The following is a 19,209-nucleotide window of genomic DNA, read 5'->3' as shown; positions in this document are numbered from 1 at the left end:
GGATTTTTTTTTGCATTCATATTGAGGATAGTAATAAAAACCATATCTTTAAACCGCTATTAATCAATACTGAAATTTATGTTTAAAAATTACTTTTGGGGAATATGCCTGCTAGGCCTATCGCTTCAAGCTCAAGTGAGTATAATGCAACTGGATGTTAACTTCAATACATCCGAAATGAATACCAAAATTTTATTAAGTCCAACCCTAACCCAGGCAGATTTGTTAAATTCTGATAATCTGGAATTTTCAACCTTTAGATTTATTCAAGCATGGCAAGAACTAGGAAGTGTAGACTTTGAACGCAGATTTAAGCCCGCAGCTACACTCTTAGATGCGAGAAAAAACAGTTTGGTTGACGCTCTCATTCCCATCGGAATTATTTTAACCGAATTCGACATCATTAAAAGTACGGCCTTGACAAATCAAGAAGTTTATATTGAAAATCAAACTCTAAAACGCAGTCCAAGTGCGTCAAATATTTTTGAAACCAGGCAGCTGTTTGCATCGGCACCTTTAAACGAAAAACACAAAGGATTACAAACCAGTTTTATCATTAACCGTGACTTCGTAATCAATACTACCAACGCCGAACTAACAGAAATTCAAATCGATTTTGGCGATGGCAACGGGTTCAGAATGGTTGGTATTGGCGACATTGTCAACATTCATTACCAAAATGCAGGACTTAAAACTCTGCAAATAAAGGCTACTTTAAACAATTCTGCAGAGATGATAAGCAGCTCTTCTATTAAAATTAGCCTTAACAGAGACGAACAAAATCTACGCAATACCAGTCGCAATACCAGCGAAATTTTACCCATAACAGCCTCTAATATTGTAGATTTATCGGCCTATGGTGAAACCAGCAATGAGCCTGGACAAGGCGAATATGAAATATTTTTTGATACAGTAGACGGCGTTTTAGATAAACCCATTATTGTAGTAGATGGATTTGATCCTGGAGATACAAGAGATATCCCTGGTATTTACAATCTTTTAAATTACCAAGACCCTGTTAATGGCGCTCAAAATTTGGCCGATTTGGTAAGAGCCGAAGGCTTTGATGTAATTATATTAAACGCGCCTCAATACGTATCCAACAGCATACCAATAGATGGTGGTGGCGATTATATGGAACGCAACGCCATGGTTTTAGTTGAACTCATAGAAACTATCAACGCTCAAAAAGTAGGCTCAGAAGAACTTGTAATCATCGGCCCAAGTATGGGTGGACTCATCTCCAGATATGCACTTAATTTTATGGAAAATAATGGGCTCGCGCATGAAACCCGCTTATGGATGTCTTTTGACTCCCCGCACCTAGGTGCCAATGTTCCAATTGGTTTCCAACACCAATTTAACTTTTTAGCCTTTGGTTTGAATTTAGGAGGCGTTCTAGGCAATCAGAATGTAGTGGCACTACAACCTTTAGTTGAAGATTTACTAAAATCGTCAGCAGCCAGACAATTACTGGTCGATCATTTCGAATCGCATTTGGCCGATGGAAGTGCTGTGAATTTTAATCCCGCACTTTTAAATCCTGATCCACATCCGTTTAGAGCCATTTTTCAAAATAATATCAATGCGCTAACCGCTACTGGCTTCCCAGAAAATACAAGAAATGTAACAATCATTAATGGTTCTGGGATAGGAAATCCTTATTTTGCCTTAGGTAATTCAGGGCCAACGGTTACCAATGGCTATTCAGTTATCAATACTTCAATTAATGTTGCTATTTTAACCAATATCAATTTGTTGGTAAGTCTAACACCGGCAGCAACTGTTAACCAACAAGTAAGTGGGGTTTCGATAGTTAGTTTTTTCAACACGATTGTTTCATCATCAGCAAATTCACAATCGTTTTCTTTCACTGATGGTGTTGATGCAGCACCAGGCGGCTTGTTTGATTTGTCTGGACTAACTGGCGCTATTGAACTTACGGGTATTGCGGCGGATTTTGTTAATTCCTTGGCTATTGACAAGTTTAATTTTATACCAGCAGTGAGTGCTTTGGCGATGACGGTTACCAACAACGAAATAGATTGGTTTCACAATATCGATTTAGGAACGCCATCTGGTAGAGCTGTTTTAGACGAAACGCCGTTCGATAATTGGTTTTTACCAGACGATAACGAACCACATGTTCAGCTAACCGAGGCAAATGTTATATTCGCTTTGGAAGAAATTATCCCTTCAACCTTAAGTGTTAATACTGAGTTAGCGAATGGTTTTAAATTAAACAATAACCCAGTAAGCACAGTCTTGAAATTTACAAGCAACAACACCTTAGAAAACAACCAACTCATAGTGACAGATATTACTGGTAAGCAAGTGTTTGAAATTAATAACATAAGTATAAGCAATGAAACAAGTATTCCTATTGACTTAAATAACGGCTTGTATATTTTGAGTATACAAAACCCAGACGGTTTTAATTATATTAATAAAATTATTATCAATAAATAAGATAAGTAAGGGCTGAAATCAACATTTCAGCCTTTATATTTTATGGGAATATGCACTACTTTTTTAGTTTCAAAAAATTCATCTTCAAAATAATCGCTTAAAGGGTAAATAGTTGCTTTTGGAAAGTCTTTAAGTTCTTCTGTCAAATCACCTCCTTTTAGGTATAAAATTCCATTTTTTAAGTTGTTTTTTTGCTTCTTGGCAACCTTGTCTTTTATCCATATAACAAATTCAGGCATAGTCGTTACTGCACGACTCACCACGAAATCGAACTGTCCTTTCACTACTTCTGCTCTGCAGTGTGCCGCAGTTACATTTGTTAATTCAAGTGCTTCAACCACAGCCTCTACGACTTTTATTTTTTTTCCGATACTGTCAACCAAATGAAATTGGCAATCTGGAAATAAAATCGCCAGCGGAATGCCTGGAAATCCTCCACCAGTACCTACATCTAAAATCTTAGTGTTTTTTTCAAAGGAACACACCTTAGCAATGCCCAGCGAATGCAATACATGCTTCACATATAAATCGTCAATATCTTTACGGGAAATAAGGTTGATTTTAGAATTCCAATCGGCATATAAATCTTGCAGTTCCGAAAACTGTCTCAATTGATTGTCAGTAAGTAAACTAAAATAATTGCCAATTAATGTCATTGTTACTTTGTTTTAAGCAAAAATAGCTATTTTCGTTGAGTTATATTTTGTGATATAGCTAACATTAACCATTGATTAAATACTTATCTTTGTCAATAAATTTATTAAAAGCTATATTGCGTTAAGCAATTAAAAAGAATCTATGTCAAAAACAACTTTATCTTTCTCGAGAACGGACTCCGCAAAGTTCTTTAGAACCTTAAATAGTCGCGTTAACGACTATTTTAAAGAAAACAACATTCAGCGAACTGGAAACTGGAAATTATGGTTAAAAACCATCGTCATGTTCAGTTTATTTTTAGCACCTTATTTTTTACTTTTAACCATTCATATGCCAGGCTGGGCACAACTTCTCTTAACCATTGTTATGGGAATTGGTATGGCCGGTGTTGGCATGAACGTTATGCACGATGGCAATCACGGTTCCTTTTCTAATAAAGAATGGGTTAACCGTTTAATGGGCAGCAGCATTTATATTTTGGCTGGAAATGTTTACAATTGGAAAGTACAACACAACGTTTTGCACCACACCTATACCAATATTCACGGTCATGATGAAGACTTAGAAGCTGGTCGTATTCTAAGATTTTCAGAACATGCCGAATGGCGCTGGTATCACAGATTTCAACATTACTATTCAGTATTATTATACGGTTTGTTAACCATTAACTGGGCTATTACTACCGATTGGCAACAAATGAAACGTTACATGAAACGCAAATTATCTTACGGTAAAATGCCCGATCCGGTTGCAAATTGGAGTAAATTGGTTATTTCAAAGGTCATTTATGTTTCTATGTGGATTGTATTACCACTATTGATTCTAGACCTTGCCTGGTGGAAAGTGCTACTCGGTTTTTTTATTATGCATTACACAGCAGGTTTAATATTAAGTATTGTATTTCAACTAGCACACGTTATGGATGAAGCCGAAATGCCACTACCACAAGAAAACGGTACTATGAAAAATACTTGGGCAATTCACCAGCTGTTGACGACGGTTAACTTTTCGACTAAAAACAGAATTGTAAACTGGTTTACAGGTGGCTTAAACCATCAAGTAGAACATCATATATTTCCGAATATTAGTCATGTTCATTACACCCGTATTTCAAAAATTGTGAAGGAAACTGCCAAAGAATTTGGACTACCTTACAAAGAATATAAAACTACAAGAAAAGCTATTATTGCACATTTCAAATTTTTACGTGAAATGGGTATGAAGCCAGCACTACAGCAAGCGTAACTATTATTGTACCCTCATGAACCAACTATCCGATAGAATTAACTATCTATCCACATCAGCCACTTTGGCCATGGCGGCTAAAGCTAGAGAATTACGTCAAGAAGGAAAAGATATCATCGGGCTTAGTTTAGGCGAGCCCGATTTTAATACACCCGATTTCGTAAAAGAGGCTGCCATACAGGCGATACATGACAATTACAATTCCTACTCTCCTGTAGATGGATATGTTGAGCTGAAGCAAGCAATTATTACTAAATTTAAAAGAGATAACAACCTACACTATACGATGCCACAAATTGTGGTTTCTACAGGCGCTAAACAATCTTTAGCGAATATTGCGCAGGTACTCATCAATAAAGGCGACGAGGTTATTCTTCCTTGTCCTTACTGGGTGAGTTATGCCGATATGGTAAAGTTGGCCGATGGTGTTCCAGTGGAAGTGCAAACTTCTATAGAAAACGATTTTAAAATCACACCCGAGCAACTTGAAAAAGCCATCACACCAAAAACCAAAATGATTTGGTACAGTTCGCCTTGCAATCCAAGTGGTTCTGTGTATAGCAAAAACGAACTACGCGCTTTGGCCGATGTGCTGCAAAAGCATCCTAATATTATAGTAGTTTCTGATGAAATCTATGAACATATAAATTTTGTGAGCAAGCATTTTAGCATGGCCGAATTTCCTGATATGTTCGACAGAACAGTCACGGTAAATGGCGTTTCAAAAGCCTTTGCTATGACGGGCTGGCGTATTGGTTACATCGGTGCACCCGATTGGATCGCACGCGCTTGCAACAAAATGCAAGGACAAGTAACGAGTGGTGCCAATTGCATTGCACAAATGGCAGTGGTTACCGCTTTAAACGAACCACCATCGCGTATCCAGTATATGGTTGATGAATTTAAAGAGCGTCGCTCCTTGATTTTAAACCTGCTCAATAAGGTGCATGGTTTTAAAACGAACGAACCAGAAGGTGCCTTTTATGTGTTCCCAGATGTATCGTATTTCTTCGGAAAAACACTTAGAGGAAAATTAATTGAAAACGCTGCTGACTTTTCTTTGTATCTGCTAGAAGAAGCGCTTGTAGCGACGGTTTCTGGAGAATCGTTTGGGGATCCTAATTGCATCAGAATTTCTTATGCAGCGTCCCAAGAACAAATCACAGAGGCGATTAAAAGAATTGCGGAAGCTGTTAGCTAAAAATTAACAAGTACATAAAAGCGGTCGCAAGAAATACAACAAGACCGGTTGTGACCATATTCTGCAACTTCTCGCGCTTTGCAATTTGAAGTTCATCGTTAACCAACCGCAATGCGTCAGTATTAATATTTAAAATCTGTTTAGTTTCTGTAGCACTTGTTTTTAACCTTACACCGTTAAGTAATCTGTTGTTCGAAACAAATTGATGTTTTGAAGTGGTTACAAAAATTGCCGAAGAAGAAAATGAATCGGTACACATTATTTATGCCATTTATTGTTTACACAAATAGGACTATCAAATCCTAGTTTTGTTACAAAATGTATACAAAAAACTGAAATGCTATTGCTTACGCCAGAAAAACGGCGTTAAAATAATAAGGACCGTAAACAGTTCTAATCTTCCTACCAACATTAAGAATGACGACCACCATTTTGCTAAATTCGGCAAGGCGGCATAATTGTTTACCGGACCAAAATCGCCTAAGGCTGGGCCCACATTTCCCAAACTTGATGCCGACAATCCGATTGACGATTTGAAATCGATATTAAACATCGAAAAAACGAGGGCACCCGAAATAAATAACAGCATATACAGTATAAAAAATCCAAGAATATTAAACACAATATCCCCGGAAATAGACTTTCCATTATAACGCAAAGGCAGAACAGCATTGGGATGCAAAGCGCGTTTAAATTCTAAAAATCCATTTTTAATCAGTATTAAGTGGCGTACGACTTTAACACCGCCCGAAGTACTACCCGCAGAACCCCCTAAAAACATCAGCCCAAAGAAAAACACCGTTAAAAAAGGAGTCCAACTGGTATAATCCGCCGACACGAACCCTGTGGTGGTAACAATAGCTAGTACTTGGAACAAGGCATGCCTGAAAGCGCTTTCACTCTCACCAAAAACCATAGGATGATCAATTGAGGATTGTGAGACATCTGCATAAAAATAAATAACCAAGGCAGCGATGATGGTGAAAATGACAATAAATTTAAAATACAATTTAAACTCTTCGTCTTTGATTATTTTTTGAATTCTTCCTTTAAATGCAAAATAACTCAACACGAAATTAGTGCCCGCCAAAAACATAAAAGTAATTACTATGTACTGTATGATGGGCTTATCGTTCCAATAGGCTAAACTCGCATTTTTTGTTGAAAAACCGCCCGTTGAAAGCGTAGACATGGCATGGTTAATCGCATCAAAAAAGGACATACCTGCCAAACTTAATAACAGCGTTTCTACGGCCGTGTATGCGAAGTAAATTAACCATAATCGTTTGGCAGTATCGGTAATTCTGGGATGTAACTTGTCATTATTAGGTCCAGGTGCTTCCGCAGCAAACAACTGCATACCACCAATACCTAATAATGGTAAAATTGCGATGGCCAAAACAATTATTCCCATTCCACCTATCCAATGGGTCATACTACGCCAAAACAACACACTTTCGGGTAATACTTCAATATCATTCAATATGGAAGCTCCTGTGGTGGTATAACCTGACATAGTTTCAAAAAAAGCATCCGTAAAGCTGTCCATTGAATTGGTGAGCAAATAGGGCAAGGTTCCTGAAAATGCCATAACAAGCCAACCAAAAGCAACCACCAAATAACCTTCGCGCTTATTCAGTTCCTTTTTGTGATTCCTAGTATTCACCATCAGGACGGCTCCAGCAAGCGCTACCGTTATCCCCGATAAAAATATTTCCAAGGCCACACCATCGTCATAGGCCAAACTGATAATGGTAGATAACAACATAAAACCACCGTTAAACACTAGCAGCAGACCGAAAAAATGAAAAATAATTTTGTAATTAAGATGCATATAAAAAAGTTAGTTGAAATAACTTTCTACCTTTCCTAAAGATTGCGGCAGCGAACAAACCACTACCCGATCGTTGGCTAAAATTTTAAAATTACCTAAAGGAATCAGGCCTTCGTTATTTCTTATAATACCACCAATAATTGCCGATCTTGGGAAATCTAAATCTTTAATGAGCTTGTTACAAATTTTAGAATTCGGTTTTACCACAAATTCAAGTAATTCGGCATTCATATTGGCCAATTTTGTCATGGCAACCACCTCACCTTTTCTAATGTATCTAAATATATTATTGGCTGCCAATAGTTTTTTATTGATGAGCGTATCAATTCCAATGGATTGCGATAATTGATAGTAATCCATATTTTCAACCAGTGCAATGGTTTTTTTAACACCTTTTGACTTGGCTAATAAGCAGGACATAATATTGGTTTCAGAATTACCAGTAACCGCAATAAACGCATCCATGTCTCCAATATTTTCCTCTTCTAAAACTTCAACATTCCGGCCATCGGCGTGAATCACTAACACATTTGGCAATTCATCGGCCAAATCATAAGCAATGCTTTTATTGCTTTCTACCAATTTAACTTTAAACTTACCTTCAGATAAGTCTTTGGCTGTTTTAAATCCAATTTTACTACCGCCAAGAATCATGACATTCTTTATTTCAGTTCGCACCTTTCCTGAAAGCTCAAAGAGCTCCTTATCACCACCTTCCGAGGTGATAAAAACTACCTTATCGCCTTCTTTAAAAACCGTATCGCCACGCGGAATAATGGTGTATTGCGTTCCAAACCTTTGAATGGCAATCGGCACAAAATGCAAACCGGTAAATAATTTGGCAGCATCCTTAACGCTTTTATCTACAAAAGCGGCAGTACGCGATAATCGCAAGCCCAACATGGTTAAAGCACCGTTATCAAATTCATAACTATCGTTAAAACCAGACTGGTTGAGAAGCAATTCGATTTCACCAGCCGCTAGTGATTCGGGTGAAATCAATTCATCAATCCCAAATTTTGAGAACCCTACAACATCCTTTTGTTCAATAAATTCGGTATTGGCAATTCTTGCAATGGTTCTACCAGCCCCTAACTGCTTGGCTAAAACGCAGGCTGTTATGTTGGTTGTTTCGGACGATGTAACGGCAATAAATAATTTAGATTCTTGAATTTTTGCTTCTTTTAAAATGGCAATAGAAGTGGCGTCGCCTTTTAAAACTCTAATATCTAAATGTTCGGAAGCATATGTAAGACAAGATTTATTGGAGTCTATTAAAGTAATTTCTTGAGATTCATACGACAATAATTTAGCCAAATGAAATCCAACTTCGCCTGCACCCGCAATGATAATCTTCATGGATTTTTTTTATTAAAAAATACTTGCAAATATACCACCAAATTTAATTATGCTCCTTTTAAGTGCATTAAATTTAAATGAAGCTTATCTTTTATGGATTTTGATTGTCATATATTTGCAAAAAAAATGCCATGTCTACCAAAGTAAATCCATACAAAGACAGTGAACTCAACAAAAAAGAACAGGTTACAAAAATGTTCGATAACATTTCTGGTGAATACGATGGTTTAAACCGCGTCATCAGTTTCGGAATTGATGTGAAATGGCGCCAAGAAGTAGTAGAAATTGTAGCCAAACACAAACCAGAGTCTATTCTAGACATTGCGACTGGCACGGGCGATTTAGCCATAAGTCTAACCGCCACAAGTGCAAGCGAAATTATAGGTTTAGACATTAGCGATGGTATGTTGGAAGTTGGACGCCAAAAAATTAAAAAGAAACAACTAGAGAATACCATCCAAATGGTGATTGGCGATTCGGAGGATTTACCTTTTGAGGACAACAGTTTTGATGCTATTACCGTGGCATTTGGCGTGCGAAACTTTGAGAACCTGGAAAAAGGACTTGCCGAAATCCTGAGAGTGCTCAAGCCTAACGGTATTTTTGTGATTCTGGAAACTTCGGTACCCACAAAAACGCCTTTTAAACAAGGTTATAAATTTTATTCAAAAATAATCTTGCCTACTATTGGTCGTGTCTTTTCAAAAGATAAATTTGCGTATCGTTATTTAAGCGATTCGGCTTCGGTATTCCCATTTGGTGAAGTTTTAAACAATATTTTGCGAAATGTTGGGTTTATAGAGGTTGAAAATCATCCCAGAACCTTTGGTGTCGCAACCATTTACACGGCATCAAAATAAAAGAATGACACATTTAAACATGGTACACAAACCTATGAAATGCCGGTTCAATACTTGTATTAATTCAACCAAACTATTGTTAGGCATTGCTTATAACCATTAAAAACACAGAAACAAAACAGATGAAATACGCACTTTATTTAATTTGTTTATTATTGGTAAGTCAATCTGTATCGGCCCAGCTTTTTAGCAAAGAGAAAATTTTAAATCAAGAAAATTTTGACAAGCAACGCTTAACTTGGGGCTTCTTTTTGGGCTATAATAGTTACGATTTTAAGTTTGAATATGAACAAGATTTACCCGATATTTTAGTTGAACGAACTGGCGGTTTTAATGTGGGTCTTATATCCGACCTGCGTATTAACGACTACATCAATCTTCGTTTTGAGCCTGGACTTATCATCACACAGCGCAATTTACAATACGATCCGCTTTACTTTCAAGGACAGGATTTTAATGACAGTGATTTGCTGCGCGAAGTAAAATCGACCTACATTCATTTTCCTTTATTGGTAAAGTTTTCCACCAAGCGTATCAACAATTTCAAGCCTTTTATCGTGGGTGGATTTTCAACGGCTTTAAACCTGTCTAGTAATCAAGACAATCCAGAAGACAATAGTGGCAACGAGTTTAGAACCAAAAAAAATATGTTGTTTTATGAACTTGGATTTGGTATCGATTTCTATTTGTATTGGTTTAAATTCACACCATCCATACGCGGCGTATTTGCCTTAAATGACGAATTAATTAGAGACGTAGATCCGAATAGCCCTTGGACAGGTAATGTTCAGTCTATGCAAACCCGCGGTGTGTTTATCAACTTTACCTTTCAATAAGCGTGCCGTCTGAATTCATTTAACATAATGGCGGTTGCTGTGGCAACATTTAAACTTTCGGTAGGCTGCTGCAAACCAAACTGAGGAATACTGATTTTGGAAGTCACCAAAGCTTCAACTGCTGCTGAAATTCCATTACCCTCATTCCCCATCACAACCAGGGCTTTTTCAGGAAGTTCTGTATTGTAAACTGTCGCTCCATCCATAAAGGTTCCCAAAATTGGATGTGGATAGGCTTGTAAAAAATCCGGCAAATCTACATAGCTAACATTTACCCGACTTAAGGAACCCATACTCGCTTGAACCACTTTTTCGTTATAGCAATCGGCTGTGTGATGCGAGCATAGCAAATCTTGAACACCAAACCAATCGCACAACCTGATTATCGTTCCTAAATTGCCAGGGTCGCCTATATCATCTAGCGCCACTATCAGCTTGGAAAAATCAATATCTTTAGGTTTGGGAATTTGAAATACTGCCAATGCCTTGTTGGGCGATTTTAAATAACTGATTTGGGATAATTGCTTTTCTGTTACTGCCACACCTTCGTGCTGTTTGGCAAAACTAGAGTCGATGGTAAACAGGTATTTAATTACATACGCTGCGTTTACAAACTCTACAATACTTTTCAAACCTTCAACTACGAATAATCCGTGCTGCTGACGATACTTTTTTTGCTTTAAGGACCTAATTAATTTTATTTGATTATGCGATAACATTAAAATGTATTTACTTTTGTTCGGTTTGATTTGTTAGATTTACAAAATAAACCATTTTGGACTAATATTTGATCATTCATTCAGGCTAATTACAAAATTAAATTAATCTATAACCTTGGGATTTAACGCTAAATTTTATGTTGTTATTTCTATAATAGCCGCTGGCTTGTTAACTTCTTGTGATGCGACAAAACGGCTATCGAACAATCAACTTTTACTGACAAAAACAAGCATTAATGTTGATGGCAAAAAAACCAATTCCGAAACCCTAAGCAATTTCATTACCCAAAAAGAAAACAGCAGATTTTTAGGTATCCCATTCAAACTTCACTTTTACAACCTGGCGCGACCAAATCTCGATTCAATTCTAGACGAAAAGATTTATCAAAATCCCGAAAAAGTTGCATGGAAAACCAAATTATTATCCAGAAAGCAATTAGATAAAGATGTACAATCGAGACTAGCACTTAACAATTGGATAAAAAATACAGGTGAAGCGCCGGTTATAGTGAACGAAGCACGTGCCGAAAGAACCGTGAACACCTTAAAACGCTACTATTTTAGCAAAGGATGGTTTAATGCCAAAACCTCTTACACCTTAGAAACCAGCGACACTAATAGGGCACAAATTACCTATGAGGTAAACAGAGGCAAGCCTTGGGTTTTGGACACAATCCGCACTAAAATTGGAACAGCATTAATCGATTCAACTTATAGAGCGACCATCAAGGATTCCAAAATAGCGCAGGGTCAGCAATACGATGAAAGCAACTTTACCGCAGAGCGCAAACGCATAAGTGAAGTGATGCGAAATTCTGGATTTTTCAACTTTGGCCAAGAATATGTGCTATTCGAAATAGATACCCTAGAAGAAAAAGGACGCGTGCTTACCCAACTTCAAATACAAAATAGGCCTATAGACGGTATTAACACCTTGGTTAGACAGCCATTTAAAAAATACACCATAAAGGAAGTCAATATTTTTACCGATTTTAACTACGAAACCAAAGACACCACAATCAGAGATTCTATTAGCTACAACGGTTATAATCTATACAGCATAGATAAATTAAGATACCGTCCACAGGCCATAACCGATGCCGTTTTAATAACAAAAGGCAGTGTTTTTAGTGACACCGACCGAACCAACACCAATAGATACATTAGCCAGCTGCGCACCTTTAGATATCCGAGTATTGAGTATGTTGAAAACACTAACGACACCACCTTGATCGCCAATGTATATCTATCCCCTCGAAAGAAGTACGATTTAGGGTTTAATTTTGATGTAGCCACCAGCAATATTCAAACTATAGGCTTTTCATTCAGCACAGGTTTAATTATAAGAAATATTTTTCGGGGTGCCGAAACCTTAGATATTTCGGCTATTGGTTCTATAGGGTCTTCAAGAGATGCTGCAGACAGCGGCGATGCCTTTTTTAATATTAACGAATTTGGAGGCAATTTAAAACTCACCATTCCACGACTATTTTTTCCTATAAATACCGAAAAAATTATTCCAAAGTTTATGTCGCCAACCACACGTATCAATTTATCAGCTACCAGCCAAACCAACATTGGATTAGACAAACGCACCTTATCAGGAAGTTTGGGATATAATTGGTTCCCGTCGGATGGAATTATCAACACTTTCGATTTAATGAATGTACAGTTCGTTCGCAATTTGAACCCAGATAACTATTTCGATATTTATTCCAATTCGTTTAACAGATTGAACAGCATAGCCCTAAACAATAACTATATCAACCCGGGCGAGACGCTTCCAATTCCAGAAGGCGCCAACCTGTATATTGACGATGTGTTAAGAGGCAATACCAATTTAAATCCTAACGATTCCGACTTTGTTGAAGTCAGTAACATTCAGCAACGTCAAATTAGATTAACCGAAAACAACCTTATCGTTGGCTCGAATTTTTCCTTTGTAAAAGACAAGCGTGCGTCACTGTTCGACAATAACTTTTCAATTTTTAAAATGCGCTTAGAATCGGCGGGCTTGCTTATGTCGTCACTTTCCAATGTGCTAAATATCAAAACCTCCGATGACGGAAGGGAGTCCTTATTTGGGGTTAACTATTCGCAATACATCAAAACTGAGTTTGATTATATCAAATACTTTGGCCTTGGAAACAAAAACACCTTAGCCTTGCGCAGTTATTTCGGTATTGCCATTCCGTATGGAAATTCGGGAAACATTCCATTTGCACGAAGCTTTTTTGGCGGCGGGCCTAACGACAACCGTGCTTGGACGGCGTATAACCTTGGTCCTGGAAGCACCTCGTCTACCAACGAGTTTAACGAAGCCAACCTCAAACTACATTTTAGCACCGAGTACCGATTTCCAGTTGCAGGCAACTTTTTAGGCGCCTTATTTATCGATGCGGGTAATATCTGGAATGTTTTGGACGATATAGACGATCCTAAAGCAACCTTCACCAACTTAAATTCCCTCAGAGATATCGCTGTTGGCACAGGATTCGGACTGCGTTATGACTTCACTTTCTTCGTATTAAGAGGCGATATTGGTTTTAAAACTTACAACCCATCTGTAGAAAGCGGTAGCCGTTGGTTTAAAGATTATAATTTTGGCAATGCCGTTTATAATATCGGTATCAACTATCCTTTTTAGTTTAGCTGTTGCGTAGCTAAATATGGAATTTAGTAAGTCATTTAGCTAATTTTTCTTTATTTTTGACCTTAATTTAAATCAGAAACGACTATGGCTCACAATATCAAACCTGGCGTAGCAACAGGAACAGAAGTTCAAGCAATTTTCAAACTCGCAAAGGAAAAAGGATTTGCCTTACCAGCGGTAAATGTAATTGGTTCCAACACCATTAACGGCGTTTTAGAAACGGCAGCAGCGCTTAATGCGCCGGTTATTATACAATTTTCTAACGGTGGCGCTCAGTTTAATGCGGGTAAAGGACTCAGTAATGACCATCAAAAAGCTGCCATTGCCGGTGCCATTGCCGGTGCAAAACACGTACATCAATTAGCCGAAGCTTACGGGGTGCCTGTAATACTTCATACCGATCATTGTGCCAAAAAATTATTGCCTTGGATAGATGGTTTGCTCGATGCCAGTGAACAACACTTTAAAGAAACAGGTAAACCACTATACAGTTCGCACATGATTGATCTTTCGGAAGAACCCCTTGAAGAAAACATTGAAATATGCGGACAATATTTAAGCAGAATGAGCAAAATGGGCATGACCCTGGAAATAGAACTAGGCGTGACTGGCGGTGAAGAAGATGGTGTGGATAATACCGATGTTGACGATTCTAAACTGTACACCCAACCTTCAGAGGTTGCTTACGCCTACGAACACCTCAGTAAAATAAGTCCAAACTTTACCATAGCAGCAGCTTTTGGCAATGTACACGGCGTTTACAAACCAGGAAACGTGAAGTTAACGCCTAAAATACTTAAAAACTCACAAGAATATATATCGCAGAAGTTTCAAGTTGAAAACAACCATATCGATTTTGTATTCCATGGTGGTTCAGGTTCAACCCTTGAAGAAATTAGAGAAGCCATCGGCTATGGTGTTATTAAAATGAATATAGATACCGATATGCAATACGCGTTTATGAGTGGTATTAGAGATTATATGTCAGAAAAAGAAGCCTATCTTAAATCACAAATAGGCAATCCTGACGGTAGCGATGTACCCAACAAAAAATACTACGACCCACGCGTTTGGTTAAGAAAAGGAGAAGATACATTTATCGCACGATTAAAGCAGGCATTTGAAGACTTAAATAATGTGAACACCTTGTAATTGTAACCTGTTTTAAAATTGACAACTAACTAATTTTTGGAATTATTATGGCTTGGTTTAAACGAAAAACAAAAGGTATAACCACCACCACTGAAGAAAAAAAGGACACCCCTAAAGGATTATGGTACAAATCGCCTACGGGTAAAATTATTGATACCGAAGAGTTGGAAAAAAATTTCTACGTAAGTCCGGATGATGGTTACCACGTAAGAATAGGTAGTAAAGAGTATTTTGAAATTCTTTTTGACGATAACAAGTTTAAAGAATTAGACCCCAACCTTTCCTCTAAAGATCCTCTTAAATTTGTAGACACTAAGAAATACAGCGATCGACTTGTAGAAGCAGAGCGAAAAACCCATCTAAAAGATGCGGTTCGTACTGCAGTGGGTAAGTCTATGGGCAATGATTTGGTAGTCGCTTGTATGGACTTCGCCTTTATTGGTGGATCTATGGGTAGTGTGGTTGGTGAAAAAATAGCCCGTGCAGCCGATTATTCTTTGAAGAAAAAAATACCCTTACTCATTATTTCAAAATCTGGTGGCGCCCGAATGATGGAAGCAGCATTATCTTTGATGCAGTTGGCCAAAACATCGGTAAAACTAGCGCAATTAGCCGAGGCTAAAATTCCCTACATATCCTTGTGCACCGATCCTACCACAGGTGGTACCACCGCATCCTTTGCCATGTTGGGCGATATCAATATTGCGGAACCTGGGGCTTTGATAGGATTTGCAGGTCCAAGAGTCGTAAGAGACACCACGGGTAAGGAACTACCTGACGGATTTCAAACCAGTGAATTTTTATTAGAACACGGGTTTTTAGATTTTATCACCCATCGCAAAGATTTAAAAAAGAATATCAATCGCTATATCGATTTGATAAAAAATCAACCATTAAGAGCATAAAAAAAGGGCGAACTTCAGAGTTCGCCCTTTTCATTATTAATCATTTTTATCAGTTTAAAGTAATCTGAACCACCTCACCATTGTTAAAGGTAAACGTAGCTTGGTTATCACAAGTACCATCTCCAAAATCAAAAACACCACCAAAATTAGTGTGTGCGACGCTAAAAGAACCACTCACAAAATGAGCACAGACCACCTCGCGTCTTAAAGGTATAATCACTTCATAATCGTGGGAATTGCCATTTACAAAAGTCGTATTCCAAAAACCAGTTATTAAAAACACATTATCTTCAAAAGTCCCACTGCCAAATCCTTCTATCCACTCTCTTACTTTTTCACCAGTTCTAGAAGCCTGGGCACCATTTGGCCAAATAACCGTCATATCTAAGGTATGCGTAAACTGAGGATTGTTATTTTCGTTAAAACGCTCTCTTAAAATGGTACGCGTAGCAATCACATTTTTAGCATTAAAATAAAAATCAACTAAGTTGTAGGATATTAATACCTGCATCATTTCAGGATTGCGCTCATAAGTCATTTGTATCTGACCACGTATCAAATTGCCGTTTACCAAACATCCCAGGTCACCAAAATCAAGCGTTACACTCACATTATTTTGAGCTAACACCGCGGTTATCGTAACACAATCAGGCAATTGGTTGTCATATACAGAACGATCGGTAGTAGAACTTTCCTGCTGCTGAAAGCTATTCACCACCAAGTCGCCCAATACCATATCTATCTCATCCATCTCCGATGAACGTGACATTTCAACCATATCCTGGGTTTGATCGTTCACCACTACGGCATCGTCTTCAATACAACTGCTCGCTGTAATTAAAATGAACAGCAAAACCATGCTTGTGTTTAAATAAATTCGTAAATTTTTCATAATACTTTGTTTAAAAGGTTTGAATCTAAGACTAGAAATAAAACAAAAGGTTTAAACAAAAACGTCAAATTTTTCTATTTATGCGGAATTTGTTTTTAAATCGCTAAAAAACATTATCTTTGCAGCTTGAAAGAAAATCTTTCATAATACATAAAAATCATTTTAATAATATTAGCATGTATTTAACTAAAGAAGCTAAACAAGAGCTCTTCGCAAAACACGGTAAAGCCAAAAACGATACTGGTAATGCGGAAGGACAAATTGCGTTATTCACGCACAGAATTAACCACCTAACGGAACACTTAAAGAAAAATCGTAAAGATTATAATACAGAGCGCTCCTTGGTAAAATTAGTAGGTAAGCGTCGTGCTTTACTTGACTATCTAACAAAGAAAGATATTTTAAGATATCGTGCTATTGTTAAAGAATTAGGATTAAGAAAATAATTCAATAAAAAGCCACGCCCAAAAGCGTGGTTTTTTAATTTCAATATACTCAAGCGTAAGAGTTTAACATTCGCGAAATAAGAAGCTAAATACCGATGTAAATTTGGTAATATAGGTTTTTCATTGGTCGCACAACTACTACTACAACACAACCCTGTCCGTCCGGTAAGGCGAAGACCATTGTTTAACAACGCTCTGTTATTCAATTATTTTTAAACAGAGCAAGAAAAAAAATTTATGATTCCACAAGTTTTTAAAGAGGTCATAGACCTAGGCGACGGTAGAACTATTTCTATCGAAACCGGAAAATTAGCAAAACAGGCCCACGGTTCTGTTGTTGTTCAAATGGGCGATGCTATGTTGCTTTGCACCGTAGTATCCTCGTACAAAGAAAGTACTATGGATTTCTTTCCACTAACAGTTGACTATCGCGAGAAATTCGCAGCAGCTGGCCGTTATCCAGGAGGATTCTTCAAAAGAGAAGCCAGACCAAGTGATGGCGAGGTATTAACCATGCGTATTGTAGATCGTGTATTACGACCTTTATTCCCGTCTGATTACAAAACTGAAACTCAGGTGATGATTCAGTTAATGTCGCATGACGAAAATGTGATGCCCGATGCTCTAGCTGGTTTAGCCGCTTCAGCCGCCATACAATTATCCGACATACCATTTGAATGCCCAATTTCAGAGGCCCGCGTTGGCCGTGTTAATGGTGCATTTGTACTCAATCCAAGTCGTGCACAATTAGCAGAATCTGATATCGATATGATTATCGGTGCTTCTGCCGATTCTGTGATGATGGTGGAAGGTGAAATGAAAGAAATTTCAGAAGAAGATATGGCCGATGCTATTAAATTCGCTCATGAAGCCATAAAAGTACAATGTGCTGCCCAGTTAAAATTAGCAGAAGCTTTTGGTAAAAAACCGGTAAGAGAGTACGCTCCAGCACCCGCTGATGAGGCCATTGAAGCTAAGGTTCGCGAAATTGCCTATCAAAATATATACGATATCGCTAAAGGTGGTCACGGCAAAAGAGAACGCAGTGAAGCCTTTTCAGCAGTAAAAGATGAAGTACTAGCAGCCTTTTCTGAAGAAGAACTAGAAGCAAACGAAGGTTTAATTAAAACCTATTTCAATAAAATAGAAAAAGAAGCCGTAAGAGAATTAACACTTGCCGAAGGTTTGCGTTTGGATGGTAGAAAAACTACCGATATTCGACCCATCTGGTGCGAAATTGATTATTTACCTTCGGTTCATGGGTCAGCTATCTTTACCAGAGGAGAAACTCAAGCACTTGCCACCGTTACCCTTGGTACTTCGAGAGAAGCCAATATGATTGATATGCCATCGTTTGAAGGAGAAGAGAAATTCTACTTACACTATAACTTCCCACCATTTTCAACCGGGGAGGCACACCCTTTAAGAGGAACCTCACGTCGCGAAATTGGTCACGGTAACCTGGCTCAACGCGCCTTAAAAAATATGATTCCAGCCGATTGTCCTTACACGGTAAGGATTGTATCTGAAGTACTTGAATCTAACGGATCATCTTCTATGGCTACGGTTTGCGCTGGCACAATGGCGATGATGGACGCGGGTATTCAAATGACAAAACCAGTGTCTGGTATTGCTATGGGACTAATATCCGAAGGTGACCGTTACGCTGTGTTATCCGATATTTTAGGTGATGAAGATCACTTGGGCGATATGGACTTTAAAGTAACCGGTACCGCCGATGGTATTACCGCTTGCCAAATGGATATCAAGGTTAAAGGTATGCCTTACGAAATATTAATCAAAGCTTTAAAACAAGCTAGAGATGGTCGTCTTCATATCCTTGAAAAATTAACAGATACCATCGCACAACCTAAAGCTGATGTTAAACCACATGCGCCTAAAATCATCACTACTACAATTCCAAATAGTTTTATTGGTGCATTGATAGGTCCTGGCGGAAAAGTGATTCAAGAATTACAAA

At 37.9% G+C, this 19,209-nt stretch carries 15 protein-coding genes; 10 read left to right on the top strand and 5 right to left on the bottom strand.

The features are described from left to right. Positions 1–78: 78 nt before the first annotated feature. On the top strand, positions 79–2,469 hold the full coding sequence (locus V7Z48_RS05680; protein ID WP_334112433.1) for an alpha/beta fold hydrolase: 2,391 nt from the start codon (positions 79–81) through the stop codon (positions 2,467–2,469). A gap of 26 nt (positions 2,470–2,495) precedes the next feature. Here the strand turns inward: V7Z48_RS05680 and rsmG are convergent, their stop codons facing one another. Then, positions 2,496–3,125 (bottom strand): 16S rRNA (guanine(527)-N(7))-methyltransferase RsmG, encoded by a 630-nt coding sequence (gene rsmG, locus V7Z48_RS05675; protein ID WP_334112432.1) that lies wholly within the window; start codon positions 3,123–3,125, stop codon positions 2,496–2,498. 142 nt (positions 3,126–3,267) lie between these two features. On the opposite strand from rsmG, the gene V7Z48_RS05670 reads away from it, so the two are divergent. Next, positions 3,268–4,371: a fatty acid desaturase family protein gene (locus V7Z48_RS05670; protein ID WP_334112431.1), complete on the top strand. Its 1,104-nt coding sequence runs from the start codon at positions 3,268–3,270 to the stop codon at positions 4,369–4,371. 16 nt (positions 4,372–4,387) lie between these two features. Beyond that, positions 4,388–5,572: a pyridoxal phosphate-dependent aminotransferase gene (locus V7Z48_RS05665; protein ID WP_334112430.1), complete on the top strand. Its 1,185-nt coding sequence runs from the start codon at positions 4,388–4,390 to the stop codon at positions 5,570–5,572. 340 nt (positions 5,573–5,912) lie between these two features. On the opposite strand, the gene V7Z48_RS05660 is transcribed toward V7Z48_RS05665, so the two are convergent. Next, a complete protein-coding gene (locus V7Z48_RS05660) occupies positions 5,913–7,406 on the bottom strand; it encodes a TrkH family potassium uptake protein (RefSeq protein ID WP_334112429.1) in 1,494 nt (497 codons plus the stop codon). A gap of 9 nt (positions 7,407–7,415) precedes the next feature. Then, complete coding sequence (gene trkA, locus V7Z48_RS05655) at positions 7,416–8,765, bottom strand: Trk system potassium transporter TrkA (protein WP_334112428.1); 1,350 nt, start codon at positions 8,763–8,765, stop codon at positions 7,416–7,418. A gap of 131 nt (positions 8,766–8,896) precedes the next feature. Between trkA and ubiE the strand changes: the two genes are divergently transcribed. Both ubiE and porT read left to right on the top strand, forming a co-directional pair. Beyond that, positions 8,897–9,625 carry a bifunctional demethylmenaquinone methyltransferase/2-methoxy-6-polyprenyl-1,4-benzoquinol methylase UbiE gene (gene ubiE / locus V7Z48_RS05650; RefSeq protein WP_334112427.1) on the top strand — a complete coding sequence of 243 codons (729 nt, stop codon included), beginning with the start codon at positions 8,897–8,899 and terminating at the stop codon, positions 9,623–9,625. Positions 9,626–9,747: 122 nt separating this feature from the next. Beyond that, positions 9,748–10,461: a type IX secretion/gliding motility protein PorT/SprT gene (gene porT / locus V7Z48_RS05645; RefSeq protein ID WP_334112426.1), complete on the top strand. Its 714-nt coding sequence runs from the start codon at positions 9,748–9,750 to the stop codon at positions 10,459–10,461. Here the strand turns inward: porT and V7Z48_RS05640 are convergent. After that, positions 10,455–11,180, bottom strand: a complete 726-nt coding sequence (locus tag V7Z48_RS05640; RefSeq protein WP_334112425.1) for a TrmH family RNA methyltransferase — start codon at positions 11,178–11,180, stop codon at positions 10,455–10,457. The genes porT and V7Z48_RS05640 overlap by 7 nt on opposite strands. A gap of 115 nt (positions 11,181–11,295) precedes the next feature. Between V7Z48_RS05640 and tamL the strand changes: the two genes are divergently transcribed. From tamL to accD, 3 genes are all read left to right on the top strand, one after another. Next, positions 11,296–13,827 carry a translocation and assembly module lipoprotein TamL gene (gene tamL, locus V7Z48_RS05635; RefSeq protein WP_334112424.1) on the top strand — a complete coding sequence of 844 codons (2,532 nt, stop codon included), beginning with the start codon at positions 11,296–11,298 and terminating at the stop codon, positions 13,825–13,827. A 90-nt stretch (positions 13,828–13,917) separates the two neighbouring features. Then, a complete protein-coding gene (gene fbaA, locus V7Z48_RS05630) occupies positions 13,918–14,985 on the top strand; it encodes a class II fructose-bisphosphate aldolase (RefSeq protein WP_334112423.1) in 1,068 nt (355 codons plus the stop codon). 47 nt (positions 14,986–15,032) lie between these two features. After that, positions 15,033–15,890 carry an acetyl-CoA carboxylase, carboxyltransferase subunit beta gene (gene accD / locus V7Z48_RS05625; RefSeq protein WP_334112422.1) on the top strand — a complete coding sequence of 286 codons (858 nt, stop codon included), beginning with the start codon at positions 15,033–15,035 and terminating at the stop codon, positions 15,888–15,890. 49 nt (positions 15,891–15,939) lie between these two features. Here accD and V7Z48_RS05620 read toward each other — a convergent pair whose 3' ends face one another. Next, entirely contained in the window at positions 15,940–16,782 is an 843-nt protein-coding gene (locus V7Z48_RS05620; protein ID WP_334112421.1) for a hypothetical protein, read from the bottom strand. 176 nt (positions 16,783–16,958) lie between these two features. On the opposite strand from V7Z48_RS05620, the gene rpsO reads away from it, so the two are divergent. After that, complete coding sequence (gene rpsO, locus V7Z48_RS05615; RefSeq protein WP_334112478.1) at positions 16,959–17,228, top strand: 30S ribosomal protein S15; 270 nt, start codon at positions 16,959–16,961, stop codon at positions 17,226–17,228. 237 nt (positions 17,229–17,465) lie between these two features. Next, the coding region (locus tag V7Z48_RS05610; RefSeq protein WP_334112420.1) for a polyribonucleotide nucleotidyltransferase at positions 17,466–19,209 on the top strand (1,744 nt) is incomplete at its 3' end.

It is taken from the genome of Paucihalobacter sp., assembly GCF_036825875.1.
Classification (GTDB): domain Bacteria; phylum Bacteroidota; class Bacteroidia; order Flavobacteriales; family Flavobacteriaceae; genus Paucihalobacter.
Note: the sequence above shows the minus strand (reverse complement) of the source record. Positions and strands in the feature narration are given on the sequence as shown.

What these genes read in the sequence shown, in the direction of transcription:
- rsmG (WP_334112432.1), bottom strand. Translation starts at nt 3,125, where the DNA reads ATGACATTAATTGGCAATTATTTTAGTTTACTTACTGACAATCAATTG.
- fbaA (WP_334112423.1), top strand. Translation starts at nt 13,918, where the DNA reads ATGGCTCACAATATCAAACCTGGCGTAGCAACAGGAACAGAAGTTCAA.
- accD (WP_334112422.1), top strand. Translation starts at nt 15,033, where the DNA reads ATGGCTTGGTTTAAACGAAAAACAAAAGGTATAACCACCACCACTGAA.
- trkA (WP_334112428.1), bottom strand. Translation starts at nt 8,765, where the DNA reads ATGAAGATTATCATTGCGGGTGCAGGCGAAGTTGGATTTCATTTGGCT.
- V7Z48_RS05660 (WP_334112429.1), bottom strand. Translation starts at nt 7,406, where the DNA reads ATGCATCTTAATTACAAAATTATTTTTCATTTTTTCGGTCTGCTGCTA.
- V7Z48_RS05620 (WP_334112421.1), bottom strand. Translation starts at nt 16,782, where the DNA reads ATGAAAAATTTACGAATTTATTTAAACACAAGCATGGTTTTGCTGTTC.
- rpsO (WP_334112478.1), top strand. Translation starts at nt 16,959, where the DNA reads ATGTATTTAACTAAAGAAGCTAAACAAGAGCTCTTCGCAAAACACGGT.
- V7Z48_RS05665 (WP_334112430.1), top strand. Translation starts at nt 4,388, where the DNA reads ATGAACCAACTATCCGATAGAATTAACTATCTATCCACATCAGCCACT.
- V7Z48_RS05640 (WP_334112425.1), bottom strand. Translation starts at nt 11,180, where the DNA reads ATGTTATCGCATAATCAAATAAAATTAATTAGGTCCTTAAAGCAAAAA.
- porT (WP_334112426.1), top strand. Translation starts at nt 9,748, where the DNA reads ATGAAATACGCACTTTATTTAATTTGTTTATTATTGGTAAGTCAATCT.
- V7Z48_RS05680 (WP_334112433.1), top strand. Translation starts at nt 79, where the DNA reads ATGTTTAAAAATTACTTTTGGGGAATATGCCTGCTAGGCCTATCGCTT.
- V7Z48_RS05670 (WP_334112431.1), top strand. Translation starts at nt 3,268, where the DNA reads ATGTCAAAAACAACTTTATCTTTCTCGAGAACGGACTCCGCAAAGTTC.
- ubiE (WP_334112427.1), top strand. Translation starts at nt 8,897, where the DNA reads ATGTCTACCAAAGTAAATCCATACAAAGACAGTGAACTCAACAAAAAA.